Raw genomic sequence first — 24,403 nt, 5'->3', positions numbered from 1 at the left:
AGTGGAGATCGAGTGTCAAGATGCGGCCCGGAAACCCTTCTCCAGATCGGCCAGGATGTCGTCGATTCCCTCGATACCGACTGCGAGTCGCACCAGGCCCGGAGTGACTCCGGAGGCCAGCTGCTCCTCGGGCGTCAACTGCGAGTGCGTCGTCGACGCGGGATGGATCACCAGTGAACGCACGTCTCCGATATTAGCGACATGGCTGTGCAGCTCCAGCGCATCCACGAAACGCTTGCCCGCGTCGACACCGCCCGCGAGTTCGAACGCCACGATGGCACCCGCTCCGCGCGGGGCGAGTTCCTGTCCGCGCTCGTACCACGGGGAGGACGGCAACCCGGCGTAGTTCACGCTGGTCACCTCCTCGCGCTGCTCGAGGAACTGTGCGACCGCCGTCGCGTTCTGCACGTGTCGCTCGAGGCGCAGGGACAGTGTCTCGATGCCCTGGCCGATGAGGAACGCGTTGAACGGGGAGACCGCCGCGCCGATGTCGCGCAGCAGCTGCACGCGGGCCTTGAGTGCGAAGGCCGGAGCGCCGAGATCGGCGAACACCACACCGTGGTAGCTGGGATCGGGGGTGGTGAAATTGGTGAAGCGACCCTGTGTCCAGTCGAAGCCACCGCCGTCGACGATGACGCCGGCGATCGCGGTGCCGTGGCCGCCGAGGTACTTGGTGGCCGAGTGCACCACGATGTCCGCACCGTGCTTCAGAGGCTGGATCAGATACGGCGTCGCCACGGTGTTGTCGACGATCAACGGGATGCCGTGGCGGTGTGCCACGTCGGACACTCCGCGGATGTCGAAGATGTCGTTCTTCGGGTTGGAGATGGTCTCGCCGTAGAACGCCTTGGTCTCGGGGCGGACGGCCTTCTCCCACTGGTCGAGGTCGTCCGGATCGTCGACGAAGGACACGGTGATGCCCAGCTTGGGCAGCGTGTAGTGGAAGAGGTTGTACGTGCCGCCGTACAGACGGGGGCTGGAGACGACGTGGTCGCCGGTCTCGGCGATGTTCAGGATCGCCAGCGTCTCGGCGGCCTGGCCGGACGAGACGAGCAGTGCGGCGACGCCGCCCTCGAGCGACGCGATGCGCTGCTCGACGACGTCCTGCGTCGGGTTCATGATGCGGGTGTAGATGTTGCCCGGCTCGGCGAGCCCGAACAGCGCGGCGGCGTGGTCGGTGTTGTCGAACGTGTAGGACGTCGTCTGGTAGATCGGCAGGGCGCGCGCGTGGGTGGTGACGTCGGGAACCTGTCCGACGTGCACCTGCCGCGTCTCGAAGCTCCAGTTCAGTGCCGGATCCTCGACGGGTGCTCCGGCTGCGTCGACGACGTCGCCCTCGGTGGCACCGGTGTCGGAAGTGTGATCGGTCATGGGTGTCGTGCTCCTCGTGGGGGTGGTGCTCGAGTGGAGTGCTCGAGTGGGATCCACGTCGGCAGCGCCACGCCCGCAGCACGAGAGGCACCTCACCGTGTGCAGAGCGCAGTAGGCGAGCCGATCTTCGTGGAGAGAAGGGTCGGGGCCTATCGCCGGCTACAACACAGTCGGTGGGTGAACATGGGTACCTCCGAGATCGTCGGTCGGTGGGCCCGAGGAGACGGGCCCGCGCTTGCTCTCGGCCCGTGCGGGCCGAGTAACCCGGTCATCACCCGGGGCACCCCACCGCGGTTGGAGGGTTGCCGGCCAGCAAGCCGGGGCTCGATGCTGGCACTCATGACCTTGGCGGGAATGGTAGCGGGTCGGGTGTCGACGGCACGAGGGTGGCCGAACTCACGATCGTTCGATTGGCGAATGATCCTGCCGACGGTCAGACTGGTCAGGTGATCGGGCGCCTCTCGGGGCGCCCGTCGTCGTTGACCACCCGAGCGCTTCTGAATCGATCATGAACGATCGACGACGGGCGCAGACCCGAAAGTGAGCTCGTGACACCCCCCTCCGTCGCGTTCGACGTCCTTCCCGCTGCTGCCGCGGACCCCGCGGCGGATCGGCTGCGGGTGCGCCGCCGACGCGTCGCGATGCTGGCGCTCGCGCTCGGCGGTTTCGGCATCGGCACCACGGAGTTCGTCTCGATGGGCCTGCTCCCGGAGATGGCGACCACGATGGGGGTGTCCGAGCCCAGCGCCGGCCACCTCATCTCCGCCTACGCCGTCGGTGTCGTGGTGGGTGCGCCCGTCATCGCCGCGCTCGCGGCGCGGGTACCGCGGCGGACGTTGCTTCTCGCCCTCATGGTGGCGTTCACTCTCGGCAACCTGGGCACGGTGTTCGCGCCCAGCTTCCACGAGCTGATGGCCTCCCGCTTCGTCGCCGGACTGCCGCACGGCGCGTACTTCGGTGTGGCAGCGCTGGTGGCCGCCCACCTCGCCGATCCCGGTGCGCGTGCCAAGTCGGTGGCCATGGTGATGATGGGACTGTCCGTCGCCAATGTCGTCGGTGTGCCGGCGGCCACGTGGATCGGCCAGGCGTTCGGCTGGCGCAGCGCGTTCGGCATCGTCGCCGTCATCGGTGCCCTCACCGTCACCGCCCTCGCGGTGTGGCTGCCGCGACTGGACTCGATGCCCACCACGAACCCGCGGACCGAGCTGGGCGCCTTCCGGCGCACGCAGGTGTGGATGACCCTCTTCGTGGGCATGGTGGGCTTCGGCGGCATGTTCGCCGTGTACACCTACATCGCCACGACTCTGACGGACGTGGCCGGTCTGTCCAAGGCCGCGGTGCCCCTGGCGCTGATGATCTACGGCCTCGGCATGGTGGTCGGCAACATGGCCGGCGGATGGATCGCGGACCGCATGCTCGTCCCCGGGCTCTTCCTGGCGATGACGTCCGTCGCGGTGAGCCTGGCGGTGTTCGTCGCCGCGGCGCACAACCCGGTGACCGCTCTGATCGTCGTGTTCCTCATCGCCGCATCGGGATCCGCCATCGTGCCCGGACTGCAGACGCGACTGATGGACGTCGCCGCCGATGCGCAGACCCTCGCCGCCTCGCTCAACCACGCGGCGTTCAACTTCGCGAACGCGCTGGGGGCCGCCCTCGGCGGCGCCGTCATCGCCGCGGGCTTCGGCTACACGGCGCCGGCCGTGGTGGGTGCCGGTCTCGCGATCGCCGGCATCGCCGTTCTGGCCACGTCGGTGGCGATGCAGCGTCGCACCGACGCTCGTCTCGCCGCCTGACGGTCCTGTCCGCCCTGTCGGATACGGTGCTGCGGTGTCTCACACCATCACGTCGGTCAACGTCAACGGAGTGCGCGCCGCGGTGCGCAAGGGCATGCTCGAGTGGCTCGAGCAGTCCGCGGCGGACATCGTCTGCCTGCAGGAGACGCGGGCGACGGACGAGGAGCTGCTCGCCTGCCTCGCTCCCGCGCTGGGCGAGGGCTGGCATCTCGTGTCCGCCGAGCCGTCCGCGAAGGGCCGCAACGGTGTCGCCATCCTGTCGCGGGTTCCTGCGGACAGTGCCGTCGTCGGGTTCGGGAGCGCCGAGTTCGACGACGCGGGGCGCTGGATCGAGGCCTGCTTCCCGGCAGTCGGAGCAGATCCGGCCGTCACCGTCGCCAGTCTCTACCTGCCGTCCGGTGAGGTGGGCAACGAGAAGCAGGACTCCAAGGAACGGTTCATGGCCTCGTTCGAGCACCGTCTCGCGGCGCTCGCGTCCTCGGGCGAGCATCACGTGGTCTGCGGCGACTGGAACATCGCGCACACCGAACGGGATCTGAAGAACTGGAAGGGCAACCGCACCAAGTCCGGCTTCCTGGCGAGCGAGCGCGCCTGGCTCGACGCTCTCGTCGGTGAGTCGGGCGCGTGGGTCGACGTGGTGCGAGCGCTCCACCCGGACGTCGACGGGCCCTACAGCTGGTGGTCGTACCGCGGTAAGGCCTTCGACAACGACGCCGGGTGGCGCATCGACTACCAGATGGCCACCCGGGACTTCGCGGACCGCGCGAAAGACGCCGTGGTCGAGCGGGCCGACACCTACGACCAGCGGTGGTCCGACCACGCACCGGTCACCGTCGTCTACCGCTGACCGGTCGGCTCACAACGCGGCGGCCAGTCGGTGGTACGCGGCGTTCCAGCGCAACGTGCGCTGGAAGTCTCGTGTGGTGGTGCCCTCCTCGATCGTGAGCAGCTCCACCGCGATCATGTCCGAGAACGCTTCCAGTACCGGCAGATCGAGCGCGGTGCTCAGCACCGTGTGATGCGGTGCGCCGGCTGTGAGCCACGACTCCGCGGACACCGACAGCGAGGGCTGCGGCTTCCACACGGCGCAGGCCACCGGCAGGGAGGGCAGCGCCTCGTCCGGCTCGACGACCTCGATGACGTTGGCGGTGAGGCGGAACCGTTCGCCGACGTCGGAGATGCCCACGACGATGCCGGCGCCGGGATCCGCCGTGAAGCGCAGTCGTACGGGATCCTCGCGCCCGCCGATCGACAACGGATGGATCTCGAGAGTCGGGGTCGCCGTGGTGATGGACGGGCACACCTCGAGCATGTGTGCCCCCAGGATCTTCTCCTCGCCGGGCACGAGGTGGTACGTGTAGTCCTCCATGAACGACGTGCCGCCGGGCTGCCCGATGGCCATGGTCTTCATGGCGCGCAACAACATCGAGGTCTTCCAGTCGCCCTCGCCGCCGAAGCCCCACCCGTCGGCCATCAGCCTCTGGACCGCGAGTCCGGGGAGCTGACGCAGGCCGCCGAGGTCCTCGAAGTTCGTGGTGAAGGCGCCGAATCCGCCCTCGGTCAGGAACTGTCGCATTCCCGCCTCGACCCGAGCGCCGTAGCGCAGCGACTCGTGTCGATCGCCGCCCGGCCGCAACGCGGACGCGACGTCGTAGGTCTCGACGTACTCGTCGACCAGTGCGGACACCGCGGCCTCGTCCACCGCGGAGACGACCTCGACGAGATCGTTGACACCGTAGGTGTTGACGGAGACACCGAACCGCAGCTGAGCCTCCACCTTGTCGCCCTCGGTGACGGCCACGTCGCGCATGTTGTCGCCGAAGCGCGCCAGCCGGAGCGACCGCATGTCGGCGCGACCGCGCGCCGCACACGTCCACTGTTCGACGCGCCGGACGACGGCGGGATCGTCGACGTGTCCGGCGACGGTGGTCCGCAGCACACCGACGCGGGACTGGATGTGACCGAACTCCCGGTCGCCGTGCGCGGCCTGGTTGAGGTTCATGAACTCCATGTCGATGGTCGACCACGGCAGCGACATCCCGGCCTGCGTGTGCAGATGCAGGAGGGGCACGTCGAGGGCGTCGAGGCCGGCGATCCACATCTTGGCGGGGGAGAAGGTGTGCATCCAGGTGATCACCCCGATGCAGTCGTCGGTCGTGTTGGCCTCGCGCATCCGGTTCAGGATGGACGACGCGTCGAGGAGCACCGGCTTCCAGACCACCGTCACACCCAGTGCATCGTCGAGTTTCTCGGCGATCGTGCGGGACTGCACCGCCACCTGCTCGAGAGTCTCGGGACCGTACAGACTCTGGCTGCCCGTGAGGAACCAGACCTCGGGTCGGGCGACACCGGACGGTGCGGGCGAGGGGGACGGGGCGGACCTGGTTTCGACGATTGACATGGGAACCTCCTGGTCACCGCAGAGGCGGTGGAACGAGTGCGGGTGAAGACGGGTGCGGAGCGAGTGGTGCTGCGGCGGTTCAGCGTTGGCCGTACACGTTCTGGTAGCGGTCGTGCAGCGCGTCGACGGCGTCCGGCGGGATGGGCAGAGGCCGGCCGAGCTGGTGTGCGAGATGCACCGACCGTGCGACGTCCTCGCACATCACCGCTGCCTTGACGGCGGACCGCGCCGTCGGGCCCACCGCGAAGACGCCGTGGTTCTGCATCAGCACGGCGGGCGACCTGCTGCCACGCAGCGTGTCGACGATGCCGCGTCCGATCGAGTCGTCACCGATCGCGGCGAACGGTCCGACGGGGATGTCGCCGCCGAACTCGTCGGCGCACATCGTGGTGACCACCGGGATCGGCTCGCCGCGGGCGGCCCACGCCACCGCGTAGGGGGAGTGGGTGTGCACCACGGCGCCGACGTGATCGAGGTGGCGGTAGACGTAGGCCTGGGCCGCGGTGTCGGAGGACGGGGCATGATCGCCCTCGACCACGGTGCCGTGCAGATCGCACAGCACCATGTTCTCGGGGGTGAGGTCGTCGTAGGAGACGCCGCTCGGCTTGATCACGAAGAGATCGTGGCCGGGGACCCGAGCGGACACGTTGCCGGCGGTCCACACCACCAGTCCGTACCGCACCAGTTCGGCGTGCAGCGCGCACACCTCGGCGCGGACCGCCTCCACGGTGCCGCGAGCGCTGTCGAGAACGGTCATCGTCGAACCGCCTTCCGGTCGAGCACGTCGCCGCGGAGGGCCCGCAGGTCGCGCATGGTGGACACCTGACGTCCGAAGTGGTCGTGGAGATCGGAGTAGATGCGGAACAGAGCGTCGTAGGCCTGCGACCGGCCCTCGTCGGGTTGGTACGCGCCGCGGTGCACGCGGCCCATCGCCTTCGAGGCCACGGGCACGTCGGCGTAGCAGCCGGCCGCGACTGCCGCGTGGATCGCCGATCCCAGCGCCGGACCCTGGTCGGACCCGATGACCGAGAGCGGCATGCGCAGCACGTCGGCGTAGATCTGCATCAGCAGTGGGTTCTTCGCCAGTCCGCCGGCGACGACGAACTCCTCGACCGGAACACCGCTGGCGCGGAAGGTCTCGACGATGACCCGCGTGCCGAAGGCCGTGGCCTCGAGCAGTGCCCGATAGATGTCCTCGGGCCTGGTGGCGAGAGTCGTACCCAGCAACAGTCCCGACAGTCGGTGGTCGACCAGGACGGATCGGTTGCCGCTGTGCCAGTCGAGGGCCACCAACCCGTGTTCGCCGACCTCCTGCTCGGACGCCAGCCGGGTCAGGTACTCGTGGACCGACTCGCCGGCCTCGGCGGCGGCGTCGCGGTAGTCGGCAGGAACCCCGGTGCGCGTGAACCATCCGAAGATGTCGCCGACTCCGGACTGCCCGGCCTCGTACCCGTAGGACCCCGCGACGATGCCGCCGTCGACGACGCCGCACATCCCCGGAACCTCCCGCAGTACGTCGGCGCTCATGACGTGACAGGTGGAGGTGCCCATGATCGCCACCATGCGCCCGGGTTCCACGGCGCGGGCCGCCGGCGCCGTGACGTGCGCGTCGACGTTGCCGACGGCCACGGCGATTCCCTCGGGCAGTCCGGTCCACGCGGCCGCCTCGGCGGTCAGAGATCCTGCACGAGAACCCAGTTCGCCGATCGGCTGGTCGAGCTTGTCGGTGACGAACGCGGCGAACCCGGGTGCCAGGGCGGTGAGGAACTCGGCCGACGGGTACTCGCCGTCCTGGAGAATGCCCTTGTAGCCCGCCGTGCAGGCGTTGCGGACGTAGCGTCCGCACAGCTGCCAGACGATCCAGTCCGCCGCCTCGACCCACCGCTCCATGGCGTCGTAGACCTCGGGGTCCTCCTCGTGGATCTGCAACGCCTTGGCGAACTCCCACTCGGACGAGATCAATCCGCCGTAGCGGGGGAGCCACGCCTCGCCGCGCTCCGCGGCGAGGGCGTTGATGCGATCGGCCTGGCCCTGCGCCGCATGGTGTTTCCACAGCTTCACGTAGGCGTGCGGCCGATCGGCGAACTGGGCGACCTCGTCGAGCGGGGTGCCGTCGGCGAGCGTGGGCACCATCGTGCACGCCGTGAAGTCGGTCCCGATGCCGACCACCCGGTCGGGCGGGACACCGGCATCGCGCAGGGCTGCGGGAACGGCGGTGCGGAGCACGTCGCGGTAGTCGTCGGGAACCTGGAGGGCCCAGGCGTCGCCGAGTCGCACGGAGCCGCCGGGCAGCGTCGACTCCAGGACTCCGTGTCGGTACTCGTGCACGGCCGTACCCAGCTCGGCACCGTCGGAGACCCGCACGACGACGGCCCGTCCGGACAATGTGCCGAAATCGACTCCCAGGGTATAGGTCTCGTGATCGGGCGTCGTCATGGCTGTTCTCCTGTGGCTCGGGTGGTGCTCGCGCGCACGACGAGTTCCGGAGCGATCTGCGTCTCGGGACCGCCGGTCCCGTCGATCGCCGCTCGCAGGATCTCGATGGCGCGTCGGCCCACCTCGGTGAAATTCTGTCGGATCGTCGTCAGCGGAGGGATGAGATAGGCGGCTTCGGGGATGTCGTCGAAGCCCACGACGCTCACGTCCTCCGGCACTCGACGGCCGTGCTCGTGGAACGCACGCAGCAGGCCCAGCGCCATCTGATCGTTGGCGCAGAACACCGCCGTGACGTCGGGATCGGCCGCCAACCGGGAGCCGCGCTCGAACCCACTGCGCGCGGACCAGTCACCACGGAGCGGAGGGGTCCACGGCAGCCCCGCCTCGTCGAGGACCTCCCGCCACCCCTGTTCGCGCGCGCGAGCCTCGGCCCAACCCAGCGGACCCGCGAGGTGGGCGATGCGTCGATGTCCGGAATCGACGAGGTGACGGGTGGCCAGGCGGGCGCCGCCGACCTGGTCGATGCCGACCGTCCAGCGCGATGTCAGCGGATCGCCCTCCACGACGACGACGGGCACCACCGCCTCCTCGGAGCGCGCCGCGGCCACCGCGTCGTCGGTCGCGGCGATGAGGACGATGCCCTCGACGCCCTGGTCGTGCAGGTGGTGCATCGCGTCGACGAGCTCGTCGCGCGAGAGGGTCGTGAGACTGACCGCGCTGACCGAGAAACCGGCCTCGCGGGCGGCGCTCTGGACGGTGCGGTGGGTGGTGCTCGGGCCCCAGAACCCGAGCTTGGAGCCGATGATGCCGATGGTGGCCGACCGCTTCGTCACCAGGGCGCGGGCGGCCCGGTTGGGCCGGTACCCGAGCTGGTCGATGGCACGCTGGACCCGTTCCCGAGTCTCCGGGCGAAGGTTGTTCTGTCCGTTGATGACTCGGGAGACCGTCTGATGGGACACGCCGGCGAGCCGGGCGACGTCGGCCATGACGGGAGGTCGACCGTCCGTGCCGGTCGTGGTGGTCATGCTCGCCTCGGACGGAAGCGGGCCCGCGGCACCGTGGTCAGACGCTGAGCGACGACGAAGACGAGCAGCAGTGTTCCGACCGTGATCCGGGTCCACCACGAACTCAGGGTCCCGTCGAACGCGATGAACGTCTGGATGGCACCGAGGATGAGGACACCGACGACCGAGCCGAGAACGTAGCCTCGGCCACCCGTGAGCAGCGTCCCACCGATGACGACGGCGGCGATCGCGTCGAGCTCCATGCCGACCGCGTGGAGGCTGTAACCCGACAGGGCGTAGAACGCGAACAGGAGTCCGCCGAGCGCGGCGCAGAAACCGCTGATCGAGTAGACACCCACCTTCACCGCCGCCACACGCAGTCCCATCAGCACGGCCGACGCCTCGTTGCCGCCGATGCCGTAGACCGACCGGCCGAAACGGGTGCATGCGAGGACGTAGGCCGCCACCGCGACGGTCACGAGTGCGATGACGACGCTCCACGTGATGGTGTAGCCGCCCGGGAGCTCGATCACGGCGAACGCGATGGAGCTGAACGTCTCGTCGGTGATGGGGATGGACTCGACGCCGATCATGTAGCAGAGACCACGGGCGAGGAACATGCCGGCGAGCGTGGCGACGAACGGCTGGATCTGGAGGTAGTGCACCAACACGCCCATCGTGGTGCCGAGCAGCGTGCCGCACAGCAGCACGGCCGCGATGACGAGGACGGGGGACCAGCCGAGTTGCAGTGTGCGCGCTGCGATCATGGTCGACAGCGCCACGACGGAGCCGACCGAGAGATCGATACCGCCGGTCAGGATGACGAAGGTCATGCCCACAGCGAGGACGATCAGGAACGCGTTGTCGACGAACAGGGAGAGGAACAGCTGCGGGTCGGCGAAGCCGGGGTAGCGCATCTCGCCGACGCCGAACAGGCCGACGAGCAACGCGAAGGTGGCGATGACCGGCAGGAACCTGCTCGGCGGCGAATAGCGCCGGATGCGGTCCCAGCGGGACGGCGCAGTGGAGGTGGCCGGGGGGCGTGTCAGCAGATCGGTCATGACCGGGCCGCCTTTCGAGTCGTCGGTCTCCTGTGTCGAAAGCCCAGCAGTGACGCTCGGGCACGCGGTGACTGCAGGAGGCAGACGACGATGACGACCAGAGCCTTGAAGAGGTAGTTGGCCTCGGAAGGGATGCCGAGATTCGGGATGGTGCGGGTCAGGGTGCCGATGAGCAGCGCACCGACCACGGTGCCGGCGAGCGAGAAGCGTCCGCCCGTGAGTGCCGTGCCGCCGATCACCACGGCGAGGATCGCGTCGAGCTCGATCCACAGACCGAGGCTGTTGGCGTTCACCGAGTTGGTGTTGGCGGCGATGATGAGACCGGCGATGCCGGAGCATGTCGCCGCGAAGACGTAGACGGTCCACACGATCGTGCGGGCGCTCACTCCCGCGAGGCGACTGGCCTCGGGATTGATGCCGACCGCTTCGACGAGCATGCCGAGCGCGGTACGGCGGGTCAGCAGGGCGGTCACCACGACGACGGCGAGCGCGATCAGCAGTGCCACGGGGAGTCCGAGGACGATCCCCGAGGCGAGCGAGCTGAAGGCCCCGTCCTGCACGGTGGTGATCTGACCGTCCGTGATGAGCATGGCCAGGCCGCGGCCGGCCACCATGAGGACCAGGGTCGCGATGATCGGCTGAATCCCGAACACCGACACCAGCAGTCCGTTCCACAGGCCCAGCAGCACGCTGGCTCCCAGTGCCCACACGACGGCCATGACGACGGTGGTGACGGCGCCCTCGTCCGGGGCGGCCGCGATACGGGTGCAGGCCACGGCCGCCGCGATGACGGCGACGGCGCCGACCGACAGGTCGATGCCGCGGGTCGCGACCACGAGCGTCATGCCCACCGCGACGAGGATGAGCGGCGCGGAGTTCCGCGCGATGTCGACGACGTTGCCGAACAGGCCACCGTTCTCGATCCTGATGTCGAGGAAGTCCGGTGTCGCGACGACGTTGACGACGATCAGCGCGATCAGGGCGAGCAACGGCCAGACGACCGGGTGCGACATCCATCCCGGGGTCCGGCGACCGGCCGGGGCGTCGGACGCCGGCCGTGGCGGGGGAGTCGACGTCGGTCGTACTCCCAGAGTGTCGGTCATGCCTCGGAACTCCTGTCGTCTGCGCGGGTCCCCGCCGCGATGGTCGCGAGGACGTCGTCGACGGAGACTCCGTGGTTGACGCGCTCGTCGATCAGGTGGTGATCGCGCATCACGACGACGCGGTCGCTGAGGCGCAGAATCTCCTCGAGCTCGGCCGAGATGAACACGACCGACATCCCGCGTTCGGCGAGATCGGCCACGAGAGCCTGGATCTGCGCCTTGGCGCCGATGTCGATTCCGCGGGTGGGCTCGTCCAGGATCAGGATCTCCGGTTCCGTGACGAGCCAGCGCGCGAGCAGCACTTTCTGTTGGTTGCCGCCGGAGAGGTTGCGCATCAACGCGTTCGGGTCCGCGGGACGGATGTCGAGTGCAGTGATGTACTTCTCCACCAGGGCGGTGCGGGTGGCGCGGGGGATCGGGCGCATCCACCCACGAGTGGCCTGGAGCGCGAGCATCATGTTGTCGGCCACCGTCAGGTCGCCCACGACGCCGTCCGCCTTGCGGTCCTCGCTGGTGAGCGCGACCCGTCGATCGACCGCGTTGCGTGGTGTGCGGAAACGTCGACGGGTGGAGTGGATCTCGATGGTGCCGGAATCTGCGCGGTCCGCCCCGCCGAGCAACCTCGCCAGTTCGGTGCGGCCCGATCCCAGCAGCCCCGCGACGCCGACGACCTGCCCGGCGTACAGCCGGAGATCCGTCGCCTCGAGGGCGCCCTTGCGGCCGAGGCCGAGCACCTCCATGACGGGTTCGGTGGTGGGATCGACCACCGTGGGCTCGCGGTCGTCCAACTCGCGCAGGGTGTCGAGCTCCCGGCCGATCATCAGTTCCACCAGGGTCAGTTGCGGGGTGTCCGCCACCGACCGCTCCTCCACCAGGCGTCCGTTGCGCAGGATCGTCATGCGATCCGAGATGCGATAGACCTGGTCGAGGAAGTGGGAGACGAAGACGACGGCCGTACCCGCGTCCCGCAGCCGCTCGATGACCCCGTACAGGGTCTCCACCTCGTCCTTGTCGAGGCTGGAGGTGGGCTCGTCGAGGATGAGCACGCGGGCGTCGACGTCCACCGCACGAGCGATCGCGATCAACTGCTGCACGGCGATGGGGTGATCGCCGAGCACCGACGCGGGATCGACCGCGAGGCCCAGTCGATCGAGCGTCGCACGTGCGCGGCGGTTCATCGCCCGGGTGTCGATACCGCCCACGGCGTCGAGAACGGTGCGCACCGCGCCGCCGGTGCCGCCGAGCAGTCGGTCGAGCCGCCGCGGCTCGCGCCCGAGCAGCATGTTCTCGGCCACGGTGAGGTTGGGCAGGAGGTTGACCTCCTGGTACACCGTGCTGATGCCGGCGGCCTGAGCGGCCGCCGGACTCGCGAACTCGTGCACGGTCCCGTCGACGGTGACGGTGCCGCTGTCGATCGGGTAGACGCCGGTGAGCGCCTTGATCAACGTCGACTTGCCGGCACCGTTCTCGCCCATCAGCGAGTGGACCTCGCCCGGGTAGAGCCGCAGGGAGACGCCGTCGAGGGCACGGACGGCGCCGAAGGTGATGGAGATGTCCGTCATCTCCACGATCGGTTCCGTCGCCGTCGTGGTCGGCGGGGGGACGATCATCTCGGTGCTCATGTCAGTACTGGCGGTCGGCGAGCACGGAGGCGGCCTGCTCGCGGGTGAACGTGGTCTCCTCGGTGACCACGCGCTTGGGTACCTCTTCGCCGGCGACGACCTTCTTCGTCAGGTCCATCAGTTGCGGTCCGAGCAGCGGGTTGCACTCGACGATGTAGTCGATCTTGCCGTCGGCCAGCGCCTGCATGCCGTCCTTGACCGCGTCGACGGTGATGATCTTGATGTCCTTGCCGGGGACGAGGCCGGCCGCCTCGATGGCCTCGATGGCGCCGAGGCCCATGTCGTCGTTGTGGGCGTAGACCACGTCGATGGCCTTGTCGGAGTTCAGGAACGACTCCATGACCTGCTTGCCGCCGTCGCGGGTGAAGTCACCGGTCTGGGACTTGGAGATGGCGATGGTCGGTTGTGCGGCGATGGCCTCGCGGAAGCCCTCGGCGCGATCGATGGCCGGTGCGGCACCCGTCGTGCCCTCGAGCTCGACCACGTTGATGCGTCCGTCGGCGTTGACGTCCGACGTCGCGCTGTTCTCGACGAGCCAGTCGCCGGCCTTGACGCCCTCGGCGACGAAGTCGGATCCGAGGAACGTGGCGTACAGCGACTCGTCCGTCGTGTCGACCGAGCGGTCGGTGAGGATCACGGGGATGTTCGCGCGCTTCGCTTCCTGCAGCACCGGCTCCCAGCCCGTCTCGACGACGGGGCTGAAGGCGATCACGTCCACCTTCTGCTGGATGTAGGTGCGGATGGCCTTGATCTGGTTCTCCTGCTTCTGCTGTGCGTCGGAGAACTTGAGATCGATTCCGGCCTCGCTCGCCGCGCCCTGGATCGACGTGGTGTTGGCGGTGCGCCAGCCGCTCTCGGCTCCGACCTGCGAGAAACCCAGGACGGTCCCGCCTCCGTCGCTCGCGGAGTCGCCTCCGCCGCCGCAGGCACTCAGGATCAGCGCACTGCTCACCAGGAACGTGCTCGCTGCAACGACTCTCTTCGACGTCATCGTGGTCTCCTCTGTAGGCATCACTCCGTGTGACGCGTGACACAGAGTGTGAGCGTTAACATTTGTCTGCGTCAAGGGGTTCGCGAACATTGCCGAAACTAGATGTGAACGCTCACATCAATGGCATCATGGGCCGGTCGTGACGCGGGAGGGCCGGACGACCACACCGCGGGAAGGCTGGAGGTGGGCCGACTATCGTGCGGCGAACCTGTACTCGATCACGCAGCGAGACGTCTCGCCCGGGCGCAGGACGGCCGACGGGAACGCCGGCCGGTTCGGGCTGTCGGGGAAGAACTGGGGCTCGAGCGCGAGTCCGTCGCCCTGACGCAGCGCGGTACCGCGTCGGGACACGGTGCTGCCGTCGAGGAAGTTGCCGGTGTAGACCTGCAGCCCGGGCCGATTCGTCCACACCTCGAGCGTCGTGTCGCTGCGATGCGACGTGACACGCGCGGCGCGGCGCAACTCCCCGCCGTCCTCGGGTCCGTCGAGGACGAAGTTGTGGTCCACCCCTCGCGTGGCCGCCACATGAGGATCGTCGGACCGGACGACGTCGCCGATGCGGCGCGGGAGCCGCAGGTCGAGTGCCGTGCCGTCGACCGGGACGACACCGTTCGTGGGAATTCCCGCGGAGTCCACGGGCACGAACGAGGCCGCGTCCACCTGCAGTTCGAGGTCGTCGACACCGTGTCCGTCGAGTTCGATGTAGGCATGGCTGGTCAGGTTCACCACTGTCGTACGTGAGGTCTGCGCGAGGTACTCGATGCGCATCGTGTCTCCCCGGACCGAGTAGACGGCGCGTGCCCGCACCTCGCCGGGGTAGCCCTGGTCGCCGTCGGGACTCACCAGGGACAGTTCCACCTCGTCGGCGGTGACCCGCTCCACCGTCCAGGTGCGGGAGTCGAAGCCGTCGACTCCGCCGTGCAGGTGGTTGTCGCCGTCGTTGCGCGACACCTCCACCCGCTCACCGTCGAGGTCGAATCGCCCGTGCGCGATGCGATTGGCGTAGCGCCCCACGGTCGCCCCGAGGTAGTCCGTGCCCGCGCGCAACTCGGCTTCGCCGGCGACGCCGACCGACACGTCGCGGCGTACACCGTCCCCGCCCGTGACGGTCAGGCGCAGCAGGGTCGCACCGTACGGCAGCACCTCCACCTCGATCCCCGGCGCCGAGCCGATGGTCACGGCGGTGTCGGACGTCCTGTCAGTGGTCATGGCGCAGACCCTACGACGGTCATGGCGCAGACCCTGCGACGGTCATGGCGCAGACCCTGCGACGGTCATGGCGCAGACCCTGCGACGGTCATGGCGCAGACCCTGCGACGGTCATGGCGCAGACCCTGCGACGGTCATGGCGCAGACCCTGCGACCAGAGGTGATTGAATCTGTAGATCATGACGACCGACACCGCGACCGACAGCGCAGGAGTCGCACCTCGGCACCGAGTGCTCTCCGGCATCCAGCCCACGGCGGATTCCTTCCACCTGGGCAACTACCTGGGCGCGGTGCGGCAATGGGTCGAACTGCAGGACGAGTACGACGCCTTCTACTTCATTCCGGACCTGCACGCCATCACGGTGCCGCAGGATCCGAAGGAGTTGCGCGCCCGGACTCGCCGCGCCGCAGCGCAGTTGCTGGCCGTCGGCATCGACCCCGCGCGCTCCACGCTGTTCGTGCAGTCCCATGTACCCGAACACGCCCAACTCGCATGGGTTCTCAACTGCATCACCGGATTCGGCGAGGCCGGCCGCATGACGCAGTTCAAGGACAAGTCGGCACGCCAGGGCAGCGATCAGGCGAGTGTGGGCCTGTTCACCTACCCCGTGCTGCAGGCCGCGGACATCCTGCTCTACCGCCCGCAGCGAGTGCCCGTGGGGGAGGACCAGCGCCAGCACCTCGAGCTGACCCGCGATCTCGCCCAACGCTTCAACTCGCGCTACAAGAAGACGTTCGTCGTGCCGGAGGCGCACATCGTCACCGGTATCGCGAAGATCTACGACCTGCAGGAGCCGACGGCGAAGATGAGCAAGTCCGGCTCCGGCGTGTCGGGCCGGATCGACATCCTGGACGACCCCGCCGTGTCGGCCAAGAAGATTCGCTCGGCGGTCACCGACAACGAGCGTGAGATCCGCTACGACACGGCGGAGAAGCCCGGTGTCAGCAATCTGCTCACCATCCAGTCCGCCCTCACCGGCACGCCCGTCGCGACGCTCGTCGAGGGATACGTCGGAAAGGGATACGGTGATCTCAAGAGCGACACCGCGGATGCGGTGTCGGCGTTCTCCGCCCCGGTGCGCACGGCGTTCACGGAGTACATGAACGACCCGGCCGAACTCGACCGGATTCTTCGGGACGGGGCCGAGCACGCACGCTCGATCGCGTCCAGGACGCTGGCACAGGTGTACGACCGGGTCGGATTCCTTCCACCGAAAGGCTGAGCGCCATGCCGGACTTCGCGGCGATCATCGAGGAACGTCGACGGCGGTGGCCGTGGTTCGATCACCTCGCGCGGGCCGGCTCGGTGTACCAGCAGCAGAAGGGCGACTACTACGCCGCGGGTATCACCTACTTCAGCGTTCTGGCCCTCTTCCCGCTGCTGATGGTCGCGTTCGCCGTGGTGGGCTTCGTTCTCGCCTCCCGGCCGGACCTGTTGACGGAACTGCAGTCCCAGATCGCCGAGAACGTTCCCGGGAGTTTCGCGGGCACCATCAACGAACTGGTCTCGAGTGCCATCGAGTCGCGCACCAGCGTGGGCATCATCGGTCTCCTGGGTGCGCTCTACGCAGGCCTCGGATGGACGGCCAATCTGCGGGAGGCGCTCACCGCGATGTGGGAGACGCCGCACGAGGCGGGCAGCTTCCTGGCCACCAAGGCCAAGGATCTCGGAGCGCTGCTCGGTCTGGGTCTGGCCCTGGTGATCTCGCTCGGCCTGTCGGCGGTGGCCAGCGGGTCGGTGCTCCCCGCACTCCTGAAGGCCGTCGATCTGGACGACGTTCCCGGTGTCGGCGTCGCCGTGCAGATCGCGTCGTTCGCCCTGGCCATCGCCGCGACGTGGGCACTGTTCGTGTGGGTCATCGCCCGGCTGCCCCGTGAGCCCGTGACCGTGCGCAGCGCGGCACGCGCCGCGCTGTTGGCGGCCGTGGTGTTCGAGATCTTCAAGCAGGTCGGCGCGGTCTACCTCGAGAGCGTCACGTCCGGTCCGGCCGGTGCCACGTTCGGACCGATCATCGGCATCCTCGTGTTCGCCTTCACGACGTCACGCTTCCTCTTGTTCTCGACGGCATGGGCGGCGACGGCCACGGAGAACCTGTCCCTCGCGGCACCCGCCGTGCCCGACAGTGCGGTGATCGCACCGCACGTGGTGGTCCGCGAAGGGGTCTCACCCGCCGGTGCGGCAGCTCTCGTCGGCGCCGGCGTGCTCACCGTGCTCGGCCTGGGCGGATGGCGCGGCCGGCGCCGACGCTGACGTGCAGCGTGGTCAGGACCGTCTGCGGTGCAGCGTGCGCGCCCACAGGAGGAGCCCGATCACGACGATCAGACCCAGAACTCCCGCACCGACCCTGATCGCCACCTCGCTCTCGTCGTCCACTCCGGCATAGGCGCCGCCACTGCTCGCCTCGGTCCGCCGATCGGTCGGCGTGGTCGAGGCGGGGGTCGACGAGGTCGGCGCCGCCGCCGCGTCCGGGCTCCCGGTCACCAGGGTGCCCACCACCGTGTCGGCAGGCTGCGTGAAGCCGTAGTCGAGCAGGCGGGCGGCCTGCTCCCAGGGCCGGATGGGCAGCACGTCGGCATTCATGAGCGACACGGCCAACCGGCGGCCACCGCGTTCGGCCGCGCCGACGAAGGTCTGGCGTGCGTCGTCGGTGTAGCCGTTCTTGCCGCCCAGTGCATCCGGGTAGTTGAACAGCAGCGCATTGTCGCTGGCGAGGGTGAAGCCCGGCCGGTCCTCGTTGAGCGGCAGATCGGGGTTCACCGGCACGCCGGGCATGTCGGGCCGCGAGGGATTGTCCGGCTTCGACGCGTCCTTGGGATAGCCCGGGAACGGAACCGATTCGGTGGCAACGAGTTCCGCGAAGGTCGGATCATCCATCGCGGCCCGGAAGATGAGCGCCAGATCGTAGGGTGAGCAGGCCATGCCCGGTCCGTCGAGACCCGACGGCGACGCGGTGCGCGTGTCCAGGGCACCGAGCTCACGGGCCTTCGCGTTCATCTTCTCCACGGCGGTGTCGACGCCGCCGAGCTGGACGGCGAGGGCGTGCGCGGCATCGTTCCCCGACGCCATCACCAGCCCCTGCATCAGCTGGCGCACCGAGTACACGCCGCCGGTACCGATGCCCACCGCGCTGCCCTCGGCGGCCGCGTCCTCCGCGGTGGCCACCACGGTGCGATCGAGATCGAGCTCGTCGAGCGCGACGAGCGCCAGCAGGACCTTGATCGTGCTCGCCGGCCGGTACCGGCCGTGCGGATCCTTCGCCGCGATCACCGCGCCGGAGTCGAGATCGGTGAGCACCCATCCCGCCGCCGAGATGTCCGCGGGAAGAGCGGGCGCACCGGCCGCGGTGATCACACCGCACGCCGCCAGTTCCTCGCCGCCGACCGTCTCGGCCGGGACGGGTACGGGCTGCGGTTCCGCGTCGCCGGGAGCGGGGACCTCGGACGCATCGATGGCCGGTGGTGGCACGTCACGGTGGGGACAGGCGTCGGTGTCGGGCGTCCGGAACGGGGTGGACGTCGGAGGCGGTGCGGGCTGCGCCCCGGCGAGACTCGGAAGGAGTGCCGGCGTACCCACGAGCACGACCGCCGTCGCGATCGCCGCGGCTGTCCGTCGGCCGCGTCCGGTGCGGTCGTGAATGTTCATCACCGGTCACCCTAGGCGGCGCGCTCGCGCACGCCGCCCCGGGTGACCGGGTGTGTCCGGATCGAGAAGTCAGTCGGCGGACGGCCGGAGGTACGGCCGCTGGACCTTCTTCCACGCCTCGTACGTCTCGTACGCCGTCTGCGTGCTCTCGAGCGTCGAGGTGGCGCTGACCGGGACGTCCCACCAGGACTCGCTGTCCGGCGCGGCGATCAGCGGATCGGTCTCGACGTGGATGACCGTGCAGCGGTCCGCCGCCTTGGCCACTTTGACGGCGTCGGCGAACTCGCCGGCGGTGTTCACGCGGATGACGTCGGCGCCGAGACTCTGTGCGTTGGCCGCCAGATCGACGGGCAGCACACCGCCGTCGAGTCGACCGGACTCGGATCGGTAGCGGTACGCGGTGCCGAAGCGCTGGGAGCCGAGCGACTCCGACAGTGATCCGATGGAGGCGAAGCCGTGGTTCTGCACCAGCACCAGGATGACCTTCACGCCCTCCTGGACCGCGGTGACCAGCTCGGTGGCCATCATGAGGTAGCTGCCGTCGCCGACCATGACGAAGACGTCGCGATCCGGTGCCGCCATCTTGACGCCGATGCCGCCGGCCACCTCGTAGCCCATGCAGGAGAACCCGTACTCGACGTGGTAGCCCTTGGCATCGCGTGTGCGCCACAGCTTGTGGAGGTCTCCGGGCATCGAGCCGGCGGCGCACACGACGATGTCGCGTGGGTCGGACAGCGAGTTGGTGAGACCGATGACCTGGTTCTGGTTCATGCCGAGGTTGTCGTCGTCCACGGCGTAGACCGAGGCGACCGTGCGATCCCACTCGGCGGCGAGTTCGGTGGCGCGCGCACGGTACTCGGCGCTCACCTCGTGGTCCGCGAGCGCGTCCGTCAGTGCTTCGAGGGCCTCGCGGGCGTCGGCGACCACGGAGAGACCGCCCTGCTTGACCGAGTCGATGGAGGCGACGTTGATGTTGACGAACCGCACGTCGGGGTTGGAGAAGGCCGTGCGCGACGCGCTGGTGAAATCGCTGTAGCGCGTGCCGATCCCGATGACGACGTCGGCCTCGGTCGCGAGGGCGTTGGCGGCCGTGGTGCCGGTGGACCCGATCGCGCCGACCGACTGCGGGTGGTCGTACACGAGGGAGCCCTTGCCGGCCTGGCTCTGGCCGACGGGGATTCCGGTCTTCTCCGCGAACGACGCGAGCGCCTCGGTGGCACCGGAGTAGATGACGCCGCCGCCGGCGACGATCAGCGGCGCCTTCGCCGAGCGGATGATCTCGGCGGCGCGGGCGACGACGGACCGCTCGGGCAGCGGGCGGGCGACGTGCCAGGTGCGCGGCGCGAAGAACGACTCGGGCCAGTCGTGTGCCTCGGCCTGGACGTCCTGCGGGACGGCGACCGTGGCGGCGCCGGTCTCCACCGGGTCGGTGAGGACGCGCATGGCGCCGAGCAGAGCCGCGGGCAGTTGCTCGGCGCGCCACACTCGATCGAAGTAGCGCGAGAGCGGCTTGAACGCGTCGTTGACGGTGACGTCGCCGCTGGACGGGAGCTCGAGCTCCTGCAGCACCGGTGAGGAGGCGCGGGTGGCGAAGGTGTCCGCCGGGAGCAGCAGGACGGGCAACCGGTTGATGGTGGCCAGCGCCGCGCCGGTGAGCATGTTGGTCGAGCCCGGTCCGACACTGGCGCTGACGGCCCAGGTCTGGAGACGGTCCTTCTGGCGGGCGAAGCCGACGGCGCTGTGCACCATGGCCTGCTCGTTGCGGCCGAGGACGTAGGGAAGCTCCGGCTCGGTGCCCGCCTCGACGGCGTCGATCTCGGCCTGCAGCAACGCCTGTCCGAGACCGGCGACGTTGCCGTGGCCGAAGATGCCGAAGCAGCCCGCGAAGAACTTGGTCCGGACCCCGTCACGCTCGACGTACTGGTTGGCGAGGAAGCGGACGATGGCCTGGGACACCGTGAGGTGCACCATCGGCTCGGCGTTCTCGGTCTTGCTCTGTGACATCGGTGCGGTGGACACCATCGTCAGGCTCCTTTTCCACGGTGCGCTGAGTCCAGCGGAGGTCGGGGGGTGAGGGGGAGGCGTGGATCGACGTCCTGGCCGTCCCACGTGCTGCGGATCCAGGTGTGGTCGGGATCGTCGACGATCTTCCAGGCGCGCTCGCTGCCCGGTCCGGCCATGACGTTGAGGTAGTACATGTGGTAGCCGGGCGCCGCGACGGACGGCCCGTGATACCCGTGCGGGACGAGGACGACGTCACCCGTGCGCACCTCTTCGAGCACCTCGATGGGACGCTCGGGTGTGCCGTACACGCGGTGGTATCCGAAACCGGCGGAACCGTCACGGCCACTGTCGATCTCGAAGTAGTAGATCTCCTCGAGTGCCGATTCGGTCTCGGTCTCCTCGTCGTGCTTGTGGCCGGGGTAGGACGACCAGTTGCCGCCGGGGGTGATGACCTCGCACGCGATGAGCGAGTCGGCCTCGAACGTGTCGGCGGTGCCGAAGTTGTGCACCTGACGGCTGCAGTTGCCCGCGCCGCGCAGTTCGACGGCGACGTCGGCGGCGGGAACGTAGCGGAACGGCAGGGCCCGCGAGGCGCGTGCGCCGCACAACGCGAAACGTCCACCCTGCTCGCTGCGGAGGGTGTAGCTGCTGTCACGGCCGACGTACGCGAAGTCGGAGGGCCCGTCGAAGACCGACGCGCGCCCCGTCAGTGCGAACGACTCCTCGCCGCACGTGACGGTCGCGGATCCCTGCAGAGGGACCACCATGATCTCGTCGTCGTCGGAGGTGAGATCGACGGACTCGCCGTGTGCGAGAAGCACTGTGCGCAGACTGGACTCGGTCCATCCCGCGCTCTCCGGGGTGACGGTGACTCCGGCGCCGGGGACGGCGGGAATGTAGAACTCGCTGTTCACTCGTCCGCCCCGCCCCGCACCATGTCGACTGCGGTCGCCACCGCGGTGGCGACGTCGCCGTCCTTCGGGTAGAGCAGTGTGCGGCCCACGATGAGGCCGCGGACGGCGGGGATCTTCAGGGCGCGTGCCCAACTGGCGAAGGTCTCGTCGGGCGCGGTCTGCGGGTCGCCGCCGAGGAGCAGCGTCGGGAGCGTGGTGGCGTCCATGACGCGCTCCATCTCGTCGACCACGGGCAGCTTCATCCAGGTGTACGCCGACGAGGCGCCGAGGCCCTGGGCGATGTGGATGGACTTGATGACGGCGTCGGCACGCAGATCGTTGACCACCTTGCCGTCGCGGCGCGACGACAGGAACGGCTCGACCATGGCCATGAGGCCCTCGGCCGCGAGTTCGTCGATGGCCTGCGCGCAGGCGGTGAGGGTGCCGAGCGTGCCGGGATCGTCGAGGTCGATGCGGGTCAGCATCTTGGCGCCGTTCATCCGCGCCTTCGCGGTGGACGCCGCGGTCGCGCCGGTCATCCGGTCGTCGAGCTCGAACGACGCGCCGGCGAGTCCGCCGCGGTTCATCGAGGAGATGACGACCTTGTCATCGAGGGCGCCGAGCAGGACGAGGTCGTCGAGAATCTCGGACGTCGCGAGGACACCGTCGACTCCCGGGTCGGCCAGCGCGGTGCGCAGGCGGTCGAGCAGTTCGGTGCGACTGTTCATGGCCGTCGGGTTCGAGCCGACCGACAGGGCACCGCGGGCGGGGTGATCGGCGGCCACGATCATGAGCCGCCCGTCTCCGCGCACCGTCTCACGGGTGACGCGAGAGGCCCAGGCGCGGTCGATCGCGCCCGGGTCCTGCGCCCGGATCTCGGTGACGTCGGCGTACGTGGTGCAGGTCGCGGTGATGGTCTCAGACATGTGCTTCCTCGGAATCGGCGAGATCGGAACCCGGTGCGGTGACCGCGGACTCGGCGAGGGCGGCGACCTCGTCGGCGGTGGGCATGGCGGTGGAGCATTCGAGGCGCGACGCGACGATGGCGCCGGCCGCGTTGGCGTGGCGGAGGATCTTCTCGAGTGGCCAGCCGGACAGCAGTCCGTGGCACAGCGATCCACCGAAGCTGTCGCCGGCACCGAGTCCGTTGACGACGTCGACGAAGTTCGGTGGCACCTCCACGCGCTCGGTGCGCGTCTTGCCCAGTACGCCCTTGGGGCCCTGCTTGACGATCGCCAGTTCCACCCCCATGTCGAGCAGCGCGTCGGCGGCCCGGTCCGGCTCGGTCTCGCCGACGGCGACCTCGCACTCCTCGCGGTTGCCGACGGCCACCGTGACGTGTCGCAGTGCGCGCTGGACCTGCTCGGTCGCGGCGGCGGGGCTCTCCCAGAACATGGGCCGGTAGTCGAGGTCGAGCACCGTCAGCGGAGCGCGTCCACGCGCCTCCCAGGCGGTGAAGTGTGCACTGCGCGAAGGCTCCTCGGACAGACCGGTGACCGTCGACCAGTACAGAGCGGCGCTCCGGACGGCCTCGGTGTCGATGTCCTCGGGGCGCACCTGCAGGTCCGGCGCGGTGGGCTTGCGGTAGAAGTACAGCGGGAAGTCGTCCGGCGGGAAGATCTCGCAGAACGTGACCGGGGTGGCGTACTGGCCGTCGACCACGACGTAGCGGTTGTCGACGCCGAGGCGGGCGAGCTCGGCGCGCACGAAGCGGCCGAACGGATCGTCGCCGGCGCCGGAGATCAGCGCGGTGCGGCGCCCGAGTCGCGCGGCGGCGACGGTGACGTTGGCGGCGCTTCCACCGAGGAACTTGCCGAACGTCTCGACGTCCTCGAGGCCCACACCGACCTGCAGGGGATAGATGTCGACTCCGCTGCGTCCGATGGCGAGCACGTCGAAACGTGCATCACCGGTGGGGCCGGTGTTGTTCACTGTGGTCAAGGTCTGCTCCATCGATACTCGGGGCGTGTGCGTGGGGGCCGGTATCACTGTGCTCCGCGCCACACCAACCTGTCAATAGTTTGTCCTGACATTCTAACTTGCCGTCATATTGCGCACGGTCACTTACACTCTGTTCTCGGGCAGCCCGCCCGCACACCCGCCTAGTTTCGGATCGGAGCTGGTACGTGAGTCAACCGCTCGCCGTGGAGCTCGACAGGTCGAGTCCAGTTCCGCTCTACTACCAACTCGCGCAGGCCATCGAGGGCGCGATCCTCGGCGGCAGTCTGGCCCCGGGTGACCGCTTCGAGAACGAGCTCGCCCTCGCGAAGCGCCTGAACCTGTCGAGGCCGACCACGCGTCGGGCCATCCAGGAACTGGTGGACAAGGGGCTGCTGGTGCGCAAGCGTGGCGTCGGCACACAGGTGGTGCAGAGCCCGGTGCATCGACCGGTGGAGCTCACCAGCCTCTTCGACGACCTGGCGCGCGCCGGCCAGGACCCGACGACGAAGTTGCTCGAGTACTCGGTCGGGCTGCCCACCGAGGACGTGGCGCGCGAGCTCAACATCGGGCCGGAGTCCGAGGTGGTCACCGTGCGGCGTCTGCGACTGACCAAGGGTGAACCGCTCGCGCTGATGATCAACTACATGCCCGTCGACGTGGCGCCGGAGCCCGCCGAGCTCGAGGCGCACGGCCTGTACCAGTCGCTTCGCACCAAAGGAGTCCACATCCGCCTCGCTCGCCAGCGCATCGGGGCGAAGGCGGCCGATCGCGACGAGGCGCACCTGCTGGACGAGAAGCCGAAGGCGCCGCTGCTCACCATGCACCGAACGGCGTTCGACGACTCCGGCAAGGTGGTCGAGTACGGGTCGCACGTGTACCGCGCGTCGCGGTACTACTTCGACACGACCCTCGTCGACCGCTGACCCGGAGG

At 69.1% G+C, this 24,403-nt stretch carries 20 protein-coding genes and 1 riboswitch; of the genes, 5 read left to right on the top strand and 15 right to left on the bottom strand.

What is annotated here, in order from left to right; genetic code table 11:
• Window positions 1–15 precede the first annotated feature (15 nt).
• A complete protein-coding gene (locus HQ308_RS06695) occupies window positions 16–1,371 on the bottom strand; it encodes a bifunctional o-acetylhomoserine/o-acetylserine sulfhydrylase (RefSeq protein WP_081821014.1) in 1,356 nt (451 codons plus the stop codon).
• Between the two features lie 226 nt (window positions 1,372–1,597).
• Window positions 1,598–1,716: riboswitch (SAM riboswitch) on the bottom strand.
• 296 nt (window positions 1,717–2,012) lie between these two features.
• On the opposite strand from HQ308_RS06695, the gene HQ308_RS06690 reads away from it, so the two are divergent.
• Window positions 2,013–3,164, top strand: coding sequence for an MFS transporter (locus HQ308_RS06690; protein ID WP_027503756.1), 1,152 nt, complete (start codon window positions 2,013–2,015; stop codon window positions 3,162–3,164).
• Between the two features lie 94 nt (window positions 3,165–3,258).
• Window positions 3,259–4,011, top strand: coding sequence for an exodeoxyribonuclease III (locus tag HQ308_RS06685; protein ID WP_261775869.1), 753 nt, complete (start codon window positions 3,259–3,261; stop codon window positions 4,009–4,011).
• 9 nt (window positions 4,012–4,020) lie between these two features.
• Here the strand turns inward: HQ308_RS06685 and araA are convergent, their stop codons facing one another.
• The 9 genes from araA to HQ308_RS06640 form a co-directional block, all read right to left on the bottom strand.
• Window positions 4,021–5,565 (bottom strand): L-arabinose isomerase, encoded by a 1,545-nt coding sequence (araA, locus tag HQ308_RS06680; RefSeq protein ID WP_222646005.1) that lies wholly within the window; start codon window positions 5,563–5,565, stop codon window positions 4,021–4,023.
• 79 nt (window positions 5,566–5,644) lie between these two features.
• On the bottom strand, window positions 5,645–6,322 hold the full coding sequence (locus tag HQ308_RS06675; RefSeq protein WP_222627238.1) for an L-ribulose-5-phosphate 4-epimerase: 678 nt from the start codon (window positions 6,320–6,322) through the stop codon (window positions 5,645–5,647).
• On the bottom strand, window positions 6,319–8,001 hold the full coding sequence (gene araB / locus HQ308_RS06670) for a ribulokinase (protein ID WP_222646004.1): 1,683 nt from the start codon (window positions 7,999–8,001) through the stop codon (window positions 6,319–6,321). The genes HQ308_RS06675 and araB overlap by 4 nt, the downstream gene beginning before the upstream one ends.
• Window positions 7,998–9,026, bottom strand: coding sequence for a LacI family DNA-binding transcriptional regulator (locus HQ308_RS06665; RefSeq protein WP_027503751.1), 1,029 nt, complete (start codon window positions 9,024–9,026; stop codon window positions 7,998–8,000). Before HQ308_RS06665 ends, araB begins: the two co-directional genes overlap by 4 nt.
• Window positions 9,023–10,066, bottom strand: a complete 1,044-nt coding sequence (yjfF, locus tag HQ308_RS06660) for a galactofuranose ABC transporter, permease protein YjfF (RefSeq protein ID WP_037183810.1) — start codon at window positions 10,064–10,066, stop codon at window positions 9,023–9,025. The genes HQ308_RS06665 and yjfF overlap by 4 nt, the downstream gene beginning before the upstream one ends.
• The gene (locus HQ308_RS06655) at window positions 10,063–11,169 is read right to left on the bottom strand and encodes an ABC transporter permease (protein WP_261775838.1); all 1,107 of its coding nucleotides are present in this window, start codon (window positions 11,167–11,169) and stop codon (window positions 10,063–10,065) included. Before HQ308_RS06655 ends, yjfF begins: the two co-directional genes overlap by 4 nt.
• Window positions 11,166–12,791, bottom strand: coding sequence for a sugar ABC transporter ATP-binding protein (locus HQ308_RS06650; protein WP_261775836.1), 1,626 nt, complete (start codon window positions 12,789–12,791; stop codon window positions 11,166–11,168). The genes HQ308_RS06655 and HQ308_RS06650 overlap by 4 nt, the downstream gene beginning before the upstream one ends.
• 1 nt (window position 12,792) lies before the next feature.
• Complete coding sequence (locus HQ308_RS06645) at window positions 12,793–13,782, bottom strand: ABC transporter substrate-binding protein (protein ID WP_222646003.1); 990 nt, start codon at window positions 13,780–13,782, stop codon at window positions 12,793–12,795.
• 192 nt (window positions 13,783–13,974) lie between these two features.
• The gene (locus HQ308_RS06640; protein ID WP_222646002.1) at window positions 13,975–14,991 is read right to left on the bottom strand and encodes an aldose epimerase family protein; all 1,017 of its coding nucleotides are present in this window, start codon (window positions 14,989–14,991) and stop codon (window positions 13,975–13,977) included.
• A gap of 179 nt (window positions 14,992–15,170) precedes the next feature.
• Between HQ308_RS06640 and trpS the strand changes: the two genes are divergently transcribed.
• Window positions 15,171–16,214 carry a tryptophan--tRNA ligase gene (trpS, locus tag HQ308_RS06635; protein ID WP_056447663.1) on the top strand — a complete coding sequence of 348 codons (1,044 nt, stop codon included), beginning with the start codon at window positions 15,171–15,173 and terminating at the stop codon, window positions 16,212–16,214.
• 5 nt (window positions 16,215–16,219) lie between these two features.
• The gene (gene yhjD / locus HQ308_RS06630; protein ID WP_222646001.1) at window positions 16,220–17,242 is read left to right on the top strand and encodes an inner membrane protein YhjD; all 1,023 of its coding nucleotides are present in this window, start codon (window positions 16,220–16,222) and stop codon (window positions 17,240–17,242) included.
• Between the two features lie 12 nt (window positions 17,243–17,254).
• Here yhjD and HQ308_RS06625 read toward each other — a convergent pair whose 3' ends face one another.
• The 5 genes from HQ308_RS06625 to iolC form a co-directional block, all read right to left on the bottom strand.
• A complete protein-coding gene (locus tag HQ308_RS06625; RefSeq protein WP_222646000.1) occupies window positions 17,255–18,634 on the bottom strand; it encodes a D-alanyl-D-alanine carboxypeptidase family protein in 1,380 nt (459 codons plus the stop codon).
• A gap of 69 nt (window positions 18,635–18,703) precedes the next feature.
• Window positions 18,704–20,656: a 3D-(3,5/4)-trihydroxycyclohexane-1,2-dione acylhydrolase (decyclizing) gene (gene iolD / locus HQ308_RS06620; protein WP_222638737.1), complete on the bottom strand. Its 1,953-nt coding sequence runs from the start codon at window positions 20,654–20,656 to the stop codon at window positions 18,704–18,706.
• 2 nt (window positions 20,657–20,658) lie between these two features.
• The gene (gene iolB, locus HQ308_RS06615; protein WP_222645999.1) at window positions 20,659–21,552 is read right to left on the bottom strand and encodes a 5-deoxy-glucuronate isomerase; all 894 of its coding nucleotides are present in this window, start codon (window positions 21,550–21,552) and stop codon (window positions 20,659–20,661) included.
• Window positions 21,549–22,457 carry an aldolase gene (locus tag HQ308_RS06610; protein WP_222645998.1) on the bottom strand — a complete coding sequence of 303 codons (909 nt, stop codon included), beginning with the start codon at window positions 22,455–22,457 and terminating at the stop codon, window positions 21,549–21,551. Before HQ308_RS06610 ends, iolB begins: the two co-directional genes overlap by 4 nt.
• Complete coding sequence (gene iolC, locus HQ308_RS06605) at window positions 22,450–23,484, bottom strand: 5-dehydro-2-deoxygluconokinase (protein WP_051612912.1); 1,035 nt, start codon at window positions 23,482–23,484, stop codon at window positions 22,450–22,452. The genes HQ308_RS06610 and iolC overlap by 8 nt, the downstream gene beginning before the upstream one ends.
• 173 nt (window positions 23,485–23,657) lie before the next feature.
• Here iolC and HQ308_RS06600 point away from each other — a divergent pair, with 173 nt between their 5' ends.
• Window positions 23,658–24,395 carry a GntR family transcriptional regulator gene (locus HQ308_RS06600; protein ID WP_027503738.1) on the top strand — a complete coding sequence of 246 codons (738 nt, stop codon included), beginning with the start codon at window positions 23,658–23,660 and terminating at the stop codon, window positions 24,393–24,395.
• Window positions 24,396–24,403 lie beyond the last annotated feature (8 nt).

This window comes from Rhodococcus sp. BP-241, assembly GCF_019836145.1.
GTDB lineage: Bacteria > Actinomycetota > Actinomycetes > Mycobacteriales > Mycobacteriaceae > Rhodococcoides.
Note: the sequence above shows the minus strand (reverse complement) of the source record. Positions and strands in the feature narration are given on the sequence as shown.

Coding starts and splice junctions, on each gene's coding strand:
- HQ308_RS06695 (WP_081821014.1), bottom strand. CDS start 1,371: ATGACCGATCACACTTCCGACACCGGTGCCACCGAGGGCGACGTCGTC.
- HQ308_RS06690 (WP_027503756.1), top strand. CDS start 2,013: ATGCTGGCGCTCGCGCTCGGCGGTTTCGGCATCGGCACCACGGAGTTC.
- HQ308_RS06685 (WP_261775869.1), top strand. CDS start 3,259: ATGCTCGAGTGGCTCGAGCAGTCCGCGGCGGACATCGTCTGCCTGCAG.
- araA (WP_222646005.1), bottom strand. CDS start 5,565: ATGTCAATCGTCGAAACCAGGTCCGCCCCGTCCCCCTCGCCCGCACCG.
- HQ308_RS06675 (WP_222627238.1), bottom strand. CDS start 6,322: ATGACCGTTCTCGACAGCGCTCGCGGCACCGTGGAGGCGGTCCGCGCC.
- araB (WP_222646004.1), bottom strand. CDS start 8,001: ATGACGACGCCCGATCACGAGACCTATACCCTGGGAGTCGATTTCGGC.
- HQ308_RS06665 (WP_027503751.1), bottom strand. CDS start 9,026: ATGACCACCACGACCGGCACGGACGGTCGACCTCCCGTCATGGCCGAC.
- yjfF (WP_037183810.1), bottom strand. CDS start 10,066: ATGACCGATCTGCTGACACGCCCCCCGGCCACCTCCACTGCGCCGTCC.
- HQ308_RS06655 (WP_261775838.1), bottom strand. CDS start 11,169: ATGACCGACACTCTGGGAGTACGACCGACGTCGACTCCCCCGCCACGG.
- HQ308_RS06650 (WP_261775836.1), bottom strand. CDS start 12,791: ATGAGCACCGAGATGATCGTCCCCCCGCCGACCACGACGGCGACGGAA.
- HQ308_RS06645 (WP_222646003.1), bottom strand. CDS start 13,782: ATGACGTCGAAGAGAGTCGTTGCAGCGAGCACGTTCCTGGTGAGCAGT.
- HQ308_RS06640 (WP_222646002.1), bottom strand. CDS start 14,991: ATGACCACTGACAGGACGTCCGACACCGCCGTGACCATCGGCTCGGCG.
- trpS (WP_056447663.1), top strand. CDS start 15,171: ATGACGACCGACACCGCGACCGACAGCGCAGGAGTCGCACCTCGGCAC.
- yhjD (WP_222646001.1), top strand. CDS start 16,220: ATGCCGGACTTCGCGGCGATCATCGAGGAACGTCGACGGCGGTGGCCG.
- HQ308_RS06625 (WP_222646000.1), bottom strand. CDS start 18,634: ATGAACATTCACGACCGCACCGGACGCGGCCGACGGACAGCCGCGGCG.
- iolD (WP_222638737.1), bottom strand. CDS start 20,656: ATGGTGTCCACCGCACCGATGTCACAGAGCAAGACCGAGAACGCCGAG.
- HQ308_RS06610 (WP_222645998.1), bottom strand. CDS start 22,457: ATGTCTGAGACCATCACCGCGACCTGCACCACGTACGCCGACGTCACC.
- iolC (WP_051612912.1), bottom strand. CDS start 23,484: ATGGAGCAGACCTTGACCACAGTGAACAACACCGGCCCCACCGGTGAT.